This is a genomic window from Anaerotalea alkaliphila (assembly GCF_010179735.1).
GTDB classification, from domain to species: domain Bacteria; phylum Bacillota; class Clostridia; order Lachnospirales; family Vallitaleaceae; genus Anaerotalea; species Anaerotalea alkaliphila.
Window position 1 is genome coordinate 54,022 of record NZ_JAAEEH010000001.1, and the last position, 12,543, is coordinate 66,564.

Genomic DNA, 12,543 nt, shown 5'->3' on the forward strand with positions numbered 1-12,543 from the left:
TGGAGGGTTGCAGGATGGCAGGAAAGATGTCCATACCGATGGAAGAAAGGGTGCTGCTGGCAAGACAGCTTGCCCTAGTGGTGGATGCGGACCTTTCCCTGGTGGAGGGTCTGGAGTTGGTGCGCGAAGGCGCAGGCCCCGGCCAGGTGGAGAAGCTTCTGGGGGAAGCCGTCCGGGACGTGGGCGAGGGCCTGTCCCTGGGAGAGGCCTTCAAGAGGCAGGAGGAGCGGTTGACCCCCTTCTTTGCCAACATGGTGGACCTGGGTGAAAAGACGGGAAACCTGACCAGCCTGTTGGACAGGCTGGCCCAGGTGTATGAGACGGAAATGGAAACGGCCAGGAAGGTCCGGGCGGCGCTGACCTACCCCCTCCTCCTGACGCTGATGATGGGACTGGTGGTGCTCCTCCTTGTCGTGAAGATCCTCCCTGTCTTCGAGGAGATCCTGCGCTCCCTGGGCGCGGAAATGCCGGCCCTCACCCGGGGGCTTCTCCGTACGGGCCTTTTCCTCCAGAACAGGGGAGGGGTTCTGGCCATGCTCCTGCTGGTGGTTCTGGGAGTCCTGTACCTCTGGGGCAGGACGGAAAGTGGATCTTTGGCGCTGGAGCGCTGGTCCTACGGAATCCCCTTCTACGGCAAGGTGCGGCGCACGGTCCTGACAGCCACCTTCGCCAGGACCATGTCCTTGCTGATGAGCGGTGGAACCGCACCGGCCACCGCATTCCGGATGATGGCTGCCGTCTTCCCCGGAAAAGTGTTTTCGGGTCTGATGGAGCAGGCTGCGGCCAGGGCCGGAGACGGGGAGCCGGTGGAAAAGGTCCTGGGGGACATGGCTTTCTTTCCCGCCATCCTGAACCGTCTCCTGGGTACCGCCCACGCCACAGGGCACCTGGACAGGATGCTGGACAAGGCGGCCCGGGAGATGGACAAACAGACGGATGCGGACCTGGACAGGCTGGTGAACGTGCTGGAGCCGTCGCTGATCCTGGTGCTGGCGATCATCGTGGGCCTGATCCTGCTTTCGGTCGTCTTGCCGGTGGTCCGGATCATGAACGCCATCTAGGCAGGAGGGGACATGGGAAAAAAGAGAGGAAGCCGCATCCATGCGGCATGGACGGGGCTTGTGTTCCTGGTCCTGATCCTATGCTGGACCATGGGGGCCTTGGGGTCGTACAGGGAACAGGCAGGAAAGGAAAGGACAGCGGAGATGGAAGAGACCATCCGGCAGTATGCGGTGCAGTGCTACGCACTGGAAGGGGCCTACCCCCCGGACCTGGCCCATCTGGCAAAAGAGTATGGCCTGGTCCTGGATGAAGACCGGTACTTCTACTATTACAGCGCCTTTGCTTCCAACATCCTGCCGGAGGTGATCGTGATTGAAAAAGGGGAAAGGAGGCCGCCATGGGGAGAAAATTGAACCTGTCCCTGGAATCCCTTCTGGTCATGGCGCTGGTGACGGTATTCATGACCGCCGCGGTTGTTCTGATTTGGGAAGGAAGGGAAAGCTACGACCGGATCATGGAAGTACGTCTGGCCCAGGACAAGGCGAGGACGGCGCTTTCCTATCTGGCCGGCAAGGTCCGGCAGAACGACGGGGAAGGCCTGCTGCGCTTCCAAAAGGAAGGGATGGGGGACACCGGAAGCCTGGTCCTGATCCATGGGGGAGCGGAAGAGGGCTATGCCACCCATATCTTCTTCGAAGAGGGAATCCTTTGGGAATGCTATACGGAAGTGGAGGGGACGCCTGACCGGGAGTCCAGCCAAAAAGTCATCAGCCTCCCGGGACTCGTATTGGAGCAGGAGCCGAAGGCTCCGGGTTTGCTGAAGGCATGGGTGACCGACGGAATGGAGCCCTATGGGCTTCCCAGATACATGGCGGTGCGGGGGGCGGATTTGCAGGGAGGTGCGGCATATGGATCCATCCGATAGAATCTCCGGGTTCACCCTGGTGGAGGTCGTGGTCTCCATTGCCGTGCTTTCCCTGTTGTCCGTGTTTTTCCTGCAGCTGTTCCTGAAGGCGCAGGAGGTGAACGGAAGGGCAAGGGAGCTGGACCAGGCGACCGTGCTGGCCTCCGGCCTGTTGGAATCGGCAAAAGCCGCGGGACGCATGGCTCCAGAAGACCTTCCCCATCCGTATGGCAGCATGCTCCCTATGGATGGGAATCCGCAAGGAGCGCGTTTCCACCTTCTGCTGGATGGGGACTTCAGGCCACTGGCGGATGGATCCCCTTGGACCTACAGGCTGGTTTTTGAGGAAAGCCTGGAGGAGAGCCGGAAGGATCCAGCTGTTCCAGGAAGGTTCAAGGGGCTCTACCGCTGGACCTGCAAGGTGGAGAAGGAAACCGGGACAACTTTGGTCCGGCTGGTCGCCGGGCATCGGAGGCAGGTGGAGACCCTGCCGGGGGAGGTGGACGGATGAAGCGGAAGCTCTTGCAGGAAGAAAGGGGCGCCACGTCGGTTCTGGTGGTGCTGCTGCTGGTGGTGGTGCTGCTGCTGGGCGTATCCGCTTTGACCACAGCCAAGGCGGGATTGGTGCTGGCGGAAAAGAACAGGGCCCATCTGGAGGAACTGGGGGAGTTGGAATTGGAGGGGGAACGCCTGCTGTTCGAGGCGGAAGCCATGGGGGACCCCGGCGGAGACGGAAGGATCCTGCTGGAAGCCTTTTCCCAAGAACGTTCCGGCCGGCGACTGGAGGTGGAGGCCAACTGGGAAGAAGGCGGATACAGGCTGGTCCGTTGGCAGGTCATGCAGGAGCCTTGGGACTATGAAGGCGGAATCGAATACGAAAACCCGGATTTTTAAGGAGTGTGTGAGGATGAAAACAATCGGCTGGTTCATCGGATTTTGGATTTTTCAGCTTGTTACCCTGCCGTTTTTGCTGTATTATAATAGTATTCTGAAGAAGTCGGGGGATCAGGAAAGGAAGGATGCCTTCCTCTATCCCTTCACACGCATCTGGGCCAGGCTGATGGTTGGCATGACAGGGTCCACTGTGGAAGTGGAGGGGACGGAACGGCTTCCGGTAGGGAACGTCCTGTTTGTCTCCAACCACCAAAGCAATTTCGACATCCCCTTGCTGCTGGGATATGTGCCCAAACTGAAGGGGTTCGTGGCCAAGGTGGAACTGAAGAAACTGCCTGTGGTGAACCGGTGGATGGAAGCGCTGGACTGCATTTTCCTGGACAGGCAGAACCTGCGGCAGTCCCTGGCGGCAATCCAGCTGGGCATCGGCAAGCTGAAGGCAGGGAGGAGCCTGGTGGTCTTCCCGGAAGGGACCCGAAGCAAGGGGCCCGAAATGGGGACCTTCAAGAAGGGGAGCCTTAAGTTGGCGGTCAAGTCAGGAGTGCCTGTGGTACCGGTCACCATCGACGGAACCTACCGGCTTCTGGAAGAAAAGGGCAGGATCCAAAAAGCCCATGTGCGCGTCACCATCCATCCGCCCCTGCTTGTGGGGGGGATGACCGCAGAAGAAAAAGAATCCTTGGTAGAGCGGGTATTTGACATCGTCAAAGGCCCTCTAGACAATAAAAACGACAAACAAGAGTGAGGTGCTTATCATGGAGACGAATTTTTCAGAACTGGAACTGATCACCCTGGCCATCAGCATGGAAGAGGAAGGTGTGAAGTTTTACACCGACTATGCGAAAAAGACGACAGGCGAACTGAAGGAAATCCTGCTGGGGCTTGCGGACGACGAGAAGCGGCATGTGCACATCTTCCAGAAGATGTATGATGAAATGAAAAAAGGGCAGGAATCCGAGGAGTACCTGTTCGACGAGAATGTCAAGGAGTATTTCCATTCCTTTGCGAAAAGCGAGGCCTTCAGCCGGGAGCCCAAGGTGGTCAGCACAGTAAAGGGAGCCCTTTTGGTCGGTGTGGAAACAGAGAAAGCCACCGTGGACTACTACAAGAATTTGATGAAGTACATCCAAGGGGATGCGAAGGACGTGTTGGGACGGATGATCAAAGAGGAGGTCTCCCATATGGAAAGGCTAAAGGAACTGTACGACAACTACCAGGAATAGGTTGTAGGAAGTGCGGCAGATGGACAAGCGTTTGGCAGAGATGCCGGATGCTTGTTTTTTGTTGGAAAAAAGGAAATTTCTGAAAAAAGTCGTATATTATGAGTAATGAAAGAATTAGGGCCCGGGGGTGCGGTCATCGACCACAAGAAGAGGAGGAAAGCCATGAATCTCAGGGAACATCAGGAAGCTTTTGAGGCAGAGTATCTAAGCCCGTATGCGGCGTTGAGCAGGAACTCCAAGGGAAGGGAGGTGGAGGAGCCGGAATGCGACATCCGCCCCGTATTCCAGAGGGACCGGGACAGGATCCTCCATTCCAAAGCCTTCAGGAGGTTGAAGCATAAGACGCAGGTGTTCATATCCCCCGAGGGGGACCACTACAGGACCAGGCTGACCCATACCCTGGAGGTCTCCCAGATCTCCAGGACCATTGCCCGTGCCCTGCAGCTGAACGAAGACCTGACGGAGGCGATCGCGCTGGGGCATGACCTGGGACACACGCCTTTCGGACATGCGGGAGAGTACGCCTTGGACAAGATCTGCCCCCAGGGCTTCAAACACTACGAACAGAGCCTGCGGGTGGTGGAGCGGCTGGAGAACAAGGGAAAGGGACTGAACCTGACCTTCGAGGTGAAGGACGGCATCCTGAACCATCCTTCCAAGGGGATGCCGACCACCTTGGAAGGGAAAATCGTACGGGTCTCGGACAAGATCGCCTACATCAACCACGACATCGACGATGCGGTCCGGGGAAGGATCCTCGCGGCGGAGGACTTGCCCCGTCCATACATCGAAATCCTGGGAAGCACCTCCAGCAAGAGGATCAGCAGCATGATCCACGACATCGTGCGGCACAGCGCAGGGAAGGACGATATCCTGATGGGAAAGGAAATGGAGGAAGCCATGCGCGAGACCCGCAAATTCATGTTCGAGAACGTGTACATGGAGTCCAAGGCCAAGGAGCATGAGGACAAGGCCAAAAACCTGCTGACACAGCTCTACCTGTACTTCAAGGAGAACACCCACCTGCTGCCGGTGGAGTATCTGGAGATGATGGACGAGGGGGATGAGGAAGACCGTGTGGTGGCGGATTACATCGCAGGGATGACGGACAGGTATGCCGTGCGGAAGTTCTACGAGATATTTGTTCCCGCAAATTGGAAGGAAGTTTAGAGGATATCCGAGCTTTATGTCGAATTATTCATACAGTGCGCATCAAAAGGGCAAGGGGTCCAGGATGCGGAAACCGTAAAGGAACAGTCGTCCGTCTTTCGGAGGAGGAGCAGTGGTCATGTATTTTCCAGACGAGATTATCGAAGAGGTGCGGGTGCGGAATGACATCGTGGATGTCATTTCCCAATATGTGAAGCTCACCCCCAAGGGAAGCTCCCACTTCGGCCTGTGTCCTTTCCATCATGAGAAGACCCCCTCCTTCTCCGTATCCAAGGACAAGCAGATGTATTATTGTTTCGGGTGCGGTGCGGGAGGGAATGTATACACCTTCCTCATGGCCTACGAGAATTACTCCTTCGTGGAAGCGGTGAAGAGCCTGGCGGACAGGGTCCACCTGGAGCTTCCGGAACCGGAGGTTTCGGAGGAAATGAAGAAGGAAATAGGATACAAGCAGCAGCTCTACGAGGCCAACCGGCTGGCTGCCCGCTACTTCTACTACCAGCTGACCCAAGGCCAGGGGAAGACAGCCCTTGCCTATCTGGAGAACCGGAAGATCGGCGAAGAATATAGGAAGAAGTTCGGCCTGGGGTACGCCAATTTTTACAGGGACGACCTGCTGCAGTTCATGCAAAGCAAAGGGATTCCGATTCAGGTGCTGCTGGATGCGGGACTGGCGATGGAAGACAAAGGAAAGAAAGGCAGCCATTACGACAGGTTCTTCAACCGTCTGATGTTTCCCATCCTGGACGTGCAGAACAGGATTGTAGGATTCGGGGGACGTGTGCTGGGGGACGGAGGTCCCAAGTATTTGAATTCACCGGAGACAAAAATTTTCGACAAGAGCAGGAACCTGTACGGCATGAACCTGGCGAGGACGTCCAGGGGCGGTTCCATCCTTCTGGTGGAAGGATATCTGGATGTGATTTCCCTCCATCAGGCCGGATACGGCAATGCGGTGGCTTCTTTGGGAACCGCCCTCACGAAAGGGCAGGCGGCCCTCATCAAGCGCTATTCCGACGAGGTGGTCATCGCCTACGATACGGACGAAGCCGGAATACAGGCGGCCCTGCGGGCCTTCCCGGTGCTCAAGGAAGCGGGACTCTCGGTCCGGGTGGCAACCATGGAAGGGGCCAAGGATCCGGACGAACTGATCCAAGCCAGGGGGCCGGAAGCGTTCGGGGAAGTTTTGGGCAAGGCCCTGCCGGGATTCATGTTCGAGGTCCGCACCATGGCCGCAAGGACCGACCTGGAGGATCCGGCCTACAAGACCCAATTCACCAGGGAAGTTGCCCGGAAGATTCTGATGATGGAGGACGGACATGAACGGGACAACTACATCGCAGCCGTCGCCAAAGAGTACGGGATTCGGGAGCATACCCTCGGGAGCCTGGTGAACGAGCTGGGAAACCAGGGGGGGCTGGTCCGTCCGGAACCGCCTTCCAGAGCAAGGAAGAAGCCCATGGACGGGGAAAACGAGGATGCTTTGGTCAAGGCGCAAAAGAATCTCCTGTCCTTTATGGTGAACCATGAGAAATTGTTCGCAGTCATCAAGGAGCATGTTTCGCCCTTTCATTTTACGGATGCGTTGCTCCATCAAGTGGCAGTGACGGTATACGGTCTAGACGGGGAAGGGCTGGAAATCGTACCTTCCGCGGTGATCGACAAATTCATGAAGCTGGAGGACCAAACCAGGGTGGCGGGCGTCTTCAACAACCCCATTCCCATAGAGAACCAAATCCAACTGGAAAAAATGATCAATGAGAGCATCCGGTTGTTGAAAGGGGCCTATCTGGACAATCTGGCCAGGAACCTGGCAGACCCCCAAGCGCTGATGGAAGCCATCCAAGAGAAGCGGATGCTTCAGAACTTCCATCTGTCCTTGCGGGACCTATGAAGAAAGGACGAACGAAATGGCAGCAGATGAGAATATGATCGGCTTTGAAATCAAATTGAGGGAACTCGTACAGAACGCAAAGGAAAAGAAAAACATCCTGGAGTATAAAGAAGTGGAGGAGCACTTCAAGGACCTGGCGCTGGAGCCGGAAAAGATCGAAAAGATCTATGAGTATCTGGAACGGAACGGCATCGACCTGATCAATGCCATCGACGAGCCGGAAACGCCCGTGTTGGACTTGGATCTGGACATCGACCTGGACATCGACCTGGAATTGGAAGTGGAAGAGGAAGAGGAAGTGGAACTGGACCTGTCCCTTCCAGAAGGGTTGAACATTGATGACCCGGTAAGGATGTACCTGAAGGAAATCGGGAAGGTCCCCCTGTTGACAGCGGAAGAGGAGATCACCCTCGCCAAGCAGATGGAGGAAGGGCAGGAGGCAGCCAAGAAGCGCCTGGCCGAAGCGAACTTGCGCCTGGTGGTCAGCATCGCCAAACGTTACGTGGGAAGGGGCATGCTGTTCCTCGACCTGATCCAGGAAGGGAATCTTGGGCTGATCAAAGCAGTGGAGAAGTTCGACTACAGGAAAGGCTACAAATTCAGCACCTATGCAACCTGGTGGATCCGCCAAGCCATCACCAGGGCCATTGCGGACCAGGCCAGGACAATCCGGATCCCCGTGCACATGGTGGAAACCATCAACAAGCTGATCCGCGTGTCCAGGCAGCTCCTCCAGGAATTGGGCAGGGACCCCCTGCCCGAAGAGATTGCTGCGGAACTGGACATGCCGGTGGAAAAGGTCAGGGAAATCTTGAAGATTTCCCAGGAACCGGTATCCTTGGAAACCCCCATCGGGGAGGAGGAGGACAGCCATCTGGGGGATTTCATCCAGGACGAGAATGTTCCCGTGCCTGCGGAAGCTGCCGCGTTCACCTTGCTGAAGGAACAGCTGGTGGAAGTGTTGGACACCCTGACCGACAGGGAACAGAAGGTGCTACGGCTCCGCTTCGGGCTGGACGACGGCCGGGCACGCACGCTGGAAGAGGTGGGCAAGGAGTTCAATGTGACACGGGAGCGGATCCGACAGATCGAAGCCAAGGCATTGCGCAAGTTGCGCCATCCCAGCCGAAGCCGGAAGTTGAAGGACTATTTGGAATAGATGCCCTAGGAGGCGTTGAAGCCACGGCTGGACAGGGAGTTCCTGGAGGCCGTGGTTTTTTGGACAGGAGAAGACATGGAATTATCAAAACGTTTGGAACACATCGCCTCCTACGTGCCCGTGGGAGCGGTTGTAGCCGACATCGGGACGGACCACGGCTACATCCCCATCCAGCTGGTCCTGGAAGGCAGGATCTCCAAGGCCTACGCCATGGATGTCGCCCGGAAGCCGCTGGAAAAGGCAAGGGACAACATCCGTGCCTTTGGGGTGGAACGGCAGGTGGAGGTCCTGCTATCCGATGGACTTGAAGGATTCCGCACACTGAAAGCCAAGGACCCCCATGCGTATGCCGCCATCGATACGGTGGTTGTGGCCGGCATGGGAGGGAAATTGATGGAAAGGATCCTCCTGGAGGGCGGGGACCTGCTTGAGCATGTGGAACATCTGATCCTTTCCCCCCATCTGGACGAAGGTGCCGTCCGCAGGACGGTCCACGGCCTCGGCTACAGGATCCGGGAGGAATCCTTTCTGCGGGAGGAGGGAAAACCCTACCTGGTCCTGCACTGCACGAAAGGGAAGGAAAGCTACAGAAGCAGGTTCGAGTACAGGTACGGAAAGCGGTTGCTGGAGACCCTGCCGGAGGAATACAGGGAATACCTCCGGCAGCAGCTGGAAGCCAAAAGGAGGCTGCTGGAGATGCTGGGAAAAACAGGCTCTGCAGGCGCGGCCAGAAAAGCGGAGGAACTGAAGGAGGAAGTGGAGGAGCTGTCACGGTTCCTCCACGGAGGGACAACCGTATAAGGAGGAAGGGTATGGCGACTACGGTCATGGATTTTATGGAGGCTTTGGGGAAGGAAGCGGACGAGAGTTGGGCGATGGAATGGGACAATGTGGGCCTGTTCCTGGGAGACCCCCGCAAAACGGTGGAGCAGGTGTTCTTCGCCCTGGACCCCACACTGGACGTGATCCGGGAGGCGGGCGCCTGGGGGGCGGACCTGCTGGTGACCCACCATCCTCTTGCCATCCGGGGAGTGAAGGATATCACCACCAGGACTCCGGCAGGCAGGAAAATCCTTGCCATGATGGAGGCGTCCATGGCCCACCTGGTGGCCCACACGAACTTCGACGTTTCCGGCATGGGAATGAACGTGCATCTGGCCCAACTTCTGGGACTGGACAAAATCCAGGGGCTGGGGGGGATGCAGGAAGGGGAGGGTCCCTTCGGATTGGCTGTGGCAGGGGAGCTGAAAGACCCCCTGCCCCTTTCAGACCTTGTGCGGAGGGTGAAGTCGGTTCTAGGGCTTCCCCATGTCCGTTATGCAGGTGATGGGGAAAAGGCCGTACGGCGGGTGGGAATCTGCACGGGAAGCGGCATGGGCCTTTTGCCCCTGGTGGAAAAGGCCCAGGTGGACGCATTCATCACAGGCGACCTGAAGTACCACGATGCGCTGGACGCTGTGGAAGAAGGCAGGGGAATCATCGATGCAACCCATTTCGGAACAGAGCATGCCTTCCGGGAGCTGATGGCCGGATGGTGCGGAAAAAGGTTTCCGGAAATCCGCTGTGCCGTATCCCGAAGCGAAATGAATCCCATCCAAACGATCTGACCACGAAGGAGATCCCTATGAAAAGCAGCGTACAAGCAAGGTTCCCGTCCGGCGTTCAAAAGGAAGTGCACCGGGGAACCATCCTGCTGGAACTGGCGGAGGAATTTGCCGGCGAATTCCAAGGCCCGATCGTGCTGGCGCTGGTGAACGGCCAGCTGAAAGAGCTGGACAACCCTTTGGAGGAAGATGCGGACATCGAATTCCTGGACACGACCAACCAGGATGGATACAGGACATACCAGCGCAGCCTTTCCATGCTGTTCATAAAGGCGGTGAACGAAGTGCTGAAGGGCATCCCCGACGTGCAGCTTGTCATCAATTTCGCCATCAACGAAGGGCTCTATTGTGTGATCAAACCTTTCAAGGGAGTCACCAACGACATGCTGGTGAAGATCCGCATGCAGATGGACGAAATGGTGCGGGCGAACATCCGGTTCAAGAAGAGCATCATGAAAACCACCCAGGCCATGGAGGTGTTCAGGAACCAGGGCATGATGGACAAGGCGGAACTGTTCAAATACCGAAGGTCCTCCCATGTGAACCTGTACGAGCTGAAGGGGTTCTTCGACAACCTGTACGGCTACATGGCCCCGTCCACAGGCTGCATCTGGCATTACGAACTGCATCCCTACGACGAGGGGTTCATCCTCCAGTACATGAGCAAGAACGACCCCACCAGGGTGGCACCCTTCCATCCGGACAAGAGCCTGTTCAACAGCTTGAAGAAGAACAGCCAGTGGGGGGAAATCATGGGCATCAACAATGTGGGGGAACTGAACTCCATCATCGCCAACGGGGAGATGAACGACATGATCCTGGTGGCGGAAGCGCTGATGGAGAAGCAGATCGGACTGATTGCCGATGAAATCATCCATGGCATGGAGAACAAGCGGCTGGTGTTCATCGCAGGCCCCTCCTCTTCCGGGAAGACGACCTTCGCCCACCGGCTCTCCATCCAGTTGCGGGCCAATGGGGTCCATCCGCATATCGTGTCCGTGGACAACTATTTTGTGGACAGGGAGAAGACCCCCCGGGATGAAGAGGGCAACTATGACTTCGAAACCCTGGAGGCCATCGACCTGGAAGCCTTCAACCAGGACATGCTGGACCTGATGGATGGGAAACAGGTGGACATCCCGGAATTCAATTTCATCACAGGGCGCAGGGAATATCTGGGGAAGAACGTGCAGTTGAAGAAGAACGGCATCCTAGTGGTGGAAGGCATCCACTGCCTGAACCCTAAGCTCTCCCGGTCCATTCCCGACGCCTACAAGTACAAGATCTACATCAGCGCCCTGACGGCCCTGAACATAGACAACCACAACCGGATCTCCACCACGGATGCGCGGCTGGTGCGCAGGCTTGTGCGGGACAGCTGGTCCAGGGGGGCCGACGCATCCAGAACCATCACCATGTGGCCTTCGGTGCGGCGCGGCGAAGACAAGTTCATCTTCCCCTACCAGATGGAGGCGGACATGACCTTCAATTCCAGCCTGATTTATGAGCTGGCGGTCCTCAAACAATATGTGGAGCCCCTGTTGTTCAGTGTTCCGAGGGGGACCCCCGCCTACCTGGAGGCGAAAAGGCTGGTGAAGTTCTTCGAGTATTTCCTGGGGGTCACCAGTGAAACGGTTCCCAGGCAATCCCTGCTGCGGGAGTTTATTGGAGGAAACTTTTTTGGGTAAAGTGGAAGTGGCCGTCCATTATGAGGACGGACAGGTGCTGGTGCTGGAAAAACCGCCTGGGATGCCCTCCCAGAAGGATTACAGCCGTGCCTTGGATGTGGAAAGCTGGGCACGGAACCATACGGGAGGGGAGATGTTTTTGGTCCACCGCCTGGACCGTCCGGTGGGGGGGTTGATGGTCCTTGCAAAGGACAAGCGGAGTGCCGCCCTTTTGTCGAAGGAATTCGCCGGACACCAGGCGGAAAAGGAATATCTGGCCGTGGCTTGCGGTGCGGCCGCCTCCCAAGGGAGCTGCAGGGACCACCTGCACAAGGGCAGAGGGAACAGGTCGGAAGTGGTGGAGGCAGGGAAGCCGGGGGCCAAGGAGGCCGTGCTGCACTACCGGCTGCTGGAAACCAGGGAAGTGGATGGGGAACCCCTGTCCCTGCTGGAAATCCGCTTGGAATCAGGAAGGCACCACCAGATCCGGGTGCAGCTGGCAAACGCGCGCCTTCCCCTATGGGGGGACACCAAGTACAATCCCCGGTTCCAAGACTGGAAGGGATGGGTTCGGATCGGCTTGTTTTCCAGCCGTCTCCGGTTCATCCATCCCGGAACCGGGAGGAGGATGGAATTTGCTGTCCAACCCAAGGGATTCCCCTTCGACCTGTTTGAAATTGCCGCCCCAGATCCTTTGTAAAGTCTTGATATAAATGTGAAATGGGTGTATAATCTAATTAAAGAAAAACACAAAGTGTTTATTTCCTGGGATGCTCGATACCCTGATATTTTGAACCTACATTTGTAATAAGGGACTCCTAAATCGTGCTTAGGATGCCAGGCCTCGTCAAGCTGGAGGAAGGCAGAATAGGCATTGCGGACACCCACCTAGCTAGCGCTAGGGATCAAAATTCAGGAACCGGCATTTCGGGTACGATATGAAATGTTCATACATGGAATATTGCAAAAGAGGGGTCCCCATGGCGACATGGGGACCCCTCTTTTGCCCTGTTCCTGGGAAGACCC

14 protein-coding genes and 1 other RNA gene are annotated in these 12,543 nt (G+C 57.0%); all 15 read left to right on the forward strand.

Annotated features, from left to right (window positions below; translation table 11 throughout):
* Nucleotides 1–14 precede the first annotated feature (14 nt).
* The gene (locus GXN74_RS00215) at nt 15–1,061 is read left to right on the forward strand and encodes a type II secretion system F family protein (RefSeq protein ID WP_162368898.1); all 1,047 of its coding nucleotides are present in this window, start codon (nt 15–17) and stop codon (nt 1,059–1,061) included.
* A 12-nt stretch (nt 1,062–1,073) separates the two neighbouring features.
* Entirely contained in the window at nt 1,074–1,415 is a 342-nt protein-coding gene (locus tag GXN74_RS00220) for a hypothetical protein (protein WP_162368899.1), read from the forward strand.
* On the forward strand, nt 1,400–1,927 hold the full coding sequence (locus GXN74_RS00225) for a DUF4860 domain-containing protein (protein WP_162368900.1): 528 nt from the start codon (nt 1,400–1,402) through the stop codon (nt 1,925–1,927). The genes GXN74_RS00220 and GXN74_RS00225 overlap by 16 nt, the downstream gene beginning before the upstream one ends.
* On the forward strand, nt 1,911–2,417 hold the full coding sequence (locus tag GXN74_RS00230; protein ID WP_162368901.1) for a type IV pilus modification PilV family protein: 507 nt from the start codon (nt 1,911–1,913) through the stop codon (nt 2,415–2,417). Before GXN74_RS00225 ends, GXN74_RS00230 begins: the two co-directional genes overlap by 17 nt.
* Nucleotides 2,414–2,800 carry a hypothetical protein gene (locus GXN74_RS00235; RefSeq protein WP_162368902.1) on the forward strand — a complete coding sequence of 129 codons (387 nt, stop codon included), beginning with the start codon at nt 2,414–2,416 and terminating at the stop codon, nt 2,798–2,800. Before GXN74_RS00230 ends, GXN74_RS00235 begins: the two co-directional genes overlap by 4 nt.
* Nucleotides 2,801–2,813: 13 nt before the next feature.
* Nucleotides 2,814–3,545 (forward strand): lysophospholipid acyltransferase family protein, encoded by a 732-nt coding sequence (locus GXN74_RS00240; RefSeq protein ID WP_162368903.1) that lies wholly within the window; start codon nt 2,814–2,816, stop codon nt 3,543–3,545.
* Between the two features lie 10 nt (nt 3,546–3,555).
* Complete coding sequence (locus tag GXN74_RS00245) at nt 3,556–4,023, forward strand: ferritin-like domain-containing protein (protein WP_162368904.1); 468 nt, start codon at nt 3,556–3,558, stop codon at nt 4,021–4,023.
* 162 nt (nt 4,024–4,185) lie between these two features.
* A complete protein-coding gene (locus tag GXN74_RS00250) occupies nt 4,186–5,193 on the forward strand; it encodes a deoxyguanosinetriphosphate triphosphohydrolase (RefSeq protein WP_162368905.1) in 1,008 nt (335 codons plus the stop codon).
* Between the two features lie 118 nt (nt 5,194–5,311).
* Nucleotides 5,312–7,087, forward strand: a complete 1,776-nt coding sequence (gene dnaG / locus GXN74_RS00255; RefSeq protein WP_162368906.1) for a DNA primase — start codon at nt 5,312–5,314, stop codon at nt 7,085–7,087.
* A gap of 34 nt (nt 7,088–7,121) precedes the next feature.
* Nucleotides 7,122–8,246, forward strand: coding sequence for an RNA polymerase sigma factor RpoD (gene rpoD / locus GXN74_RS00260; RefSeq protein WP_425481799.1), 1,125 nt, complete (start codon nt 7,122–7,124; stop codon nt 8,244–8,246).
* 75 nt (nt 8,247–8,321) lie between these two features.
* Nucleotides 8,322–9,047: a tRNA (adenine(22)-N(1))-methyltransferase gene (locus GXN74_RS00265; RefSeq protein ID WP_162368908.1), complete on the forward strand. Its 726-nt coding sequence runs from the start codon at nt 8,322–8,324 to the stop codon at nt 9,045–9,047.
* Nucleotides 9,048–9,058: 11 nt separating this feature from the next.
* Nucleotides 9,059–9,853, forward strand: a complete 795-nt coding sequence (locus GXN74_RS00270) for a Nif3-like dinuclear metal center hexameric protein (RefSeq protein WP_162368909.1) — start codon at nt 9,059–9,061, stop codon at nt 9,851–9,853.
* 17 nt (nt 9,854–9,870) lie between these two features.
* Nucleotides 9,871–11,538 carry a nucleoside kinase gene (locus GXN74_RS00275; protein WP_162368910.1) on the forward strand — a complete coding sequence of 556 codons (1,668 nt, stop codon included), beginning with the start codon at nt 9,871–9,873 and terminating at the stop codon, nt 11,536–11,538.
* A 1-nt stretch (nt 11,539) separates the two neighbouring features.
* Nucleotides 11,540–12,217 (forward strand): RluA family pseudouridine synthase, encoded by a 678-nt coding sequence (locus GXN74_RS00280; protein WP_343032779.1) that lies wholly within the window; start codon nt 11,540–11,542, stop codon nt 12,215–12,217.
* Between the two features lie 59 nt (nt 12,218–12,276).
* Nucleotides 12,277–12,455, forward strand: a non-coding RNA gene (gene ssrS / locus GXN74_RS00285) — 6S RNA.
* Nucleotides 12,456–12,543: the final 88 nt, after the last annotated feature.

Coding starts and splice junctions, on each gene's coding strand:
- GXN74_RS00215 (WP_162368898.1), top strand. CDS start 15: ATGGCAGGAAAGATGTCCATACCGATGGAAGAAAGGGTGCTGCTGGCA.
- GXN74_RS00220 (WP_162368899.1), top strand. CDS start 1,074: ATGGGAAAAAAGAGAGGAAGCCGCATCCATGCGGCATGGACGGGGCTT.
- GXN74_RS00225 (WP_162368900.1), top strand. CDS start 1,400: ATGGGGAGAAAATTGAACCTGTCCCTGGAATCCCTTCTGGTCATGGCG.
- GXN74_RS00230 (WP_162368901.1), top strand. CDS start 1,911: ATGGATCCATCCGATAGAATCTCCGGGTTCACCCTGGTGGAGGTCGTG.
- GXN74_RS00235 (WP_162368902.1), top strand. CDS start 2,414: ATGAAGCGGAAGCTCTTGCAGGAAGAAAGGGGCGCCACGTCGGTTCTG.
- GXN74_RS00240 (WP_162368903.1), top strand. CDS start 2,814: ATGAAAACAATCGGCTGGTTCATCGGATTTTGGATTTTTCAGCTTGTT.
- GXN74_RS00245 (WP_162368904.1), top strand. CDS start 3,556: ATGGAGACGAATTTTTCAGAACTGGAACTGATCACCCTGGCCATCAGC.
- GXN74_RS00250 (WP_162368905.1), top strand. CDS start 4,186: ATGAATCTCAGGGAACATCAGGAAGCTTTTGAGGCAGAGTATCTAAGC.
- dnaG (WP_162368906.1), top strand. CDS start 5,312: ATGTATTTTCCAGACGAGATTATCGAAGAGGTGCGGGTGCGGAATGAC.
- rpoD (WP_425481799.1), top strand. CDS start 7,122: ATGATCGGCTTTGAAATCAAATTGAGGGAACTCGTACAGAACGCAAAG.
- GXN74_RS00265 (WP_162368908.1), top strand. CDS start 8,322: ATGGAATTATCAAAACGTTTGGAACACATCGCCTCCTACGTGCCCGTG.
- GXN74_RS00270 (WP_162368909.1), top strand. CDS start 9,059: ATGGCGACTACGGTCATGGATTTTATGGAGGCTTTGGGGAAGGAAGCG.
- GXN74_RS00275 (WP_162368910.1), top strand. CDS start 9,871: ATGAAAAGCAGCGTACAAGCAAGGTTCCCGTCCGGCGTTCAAAAGGAA.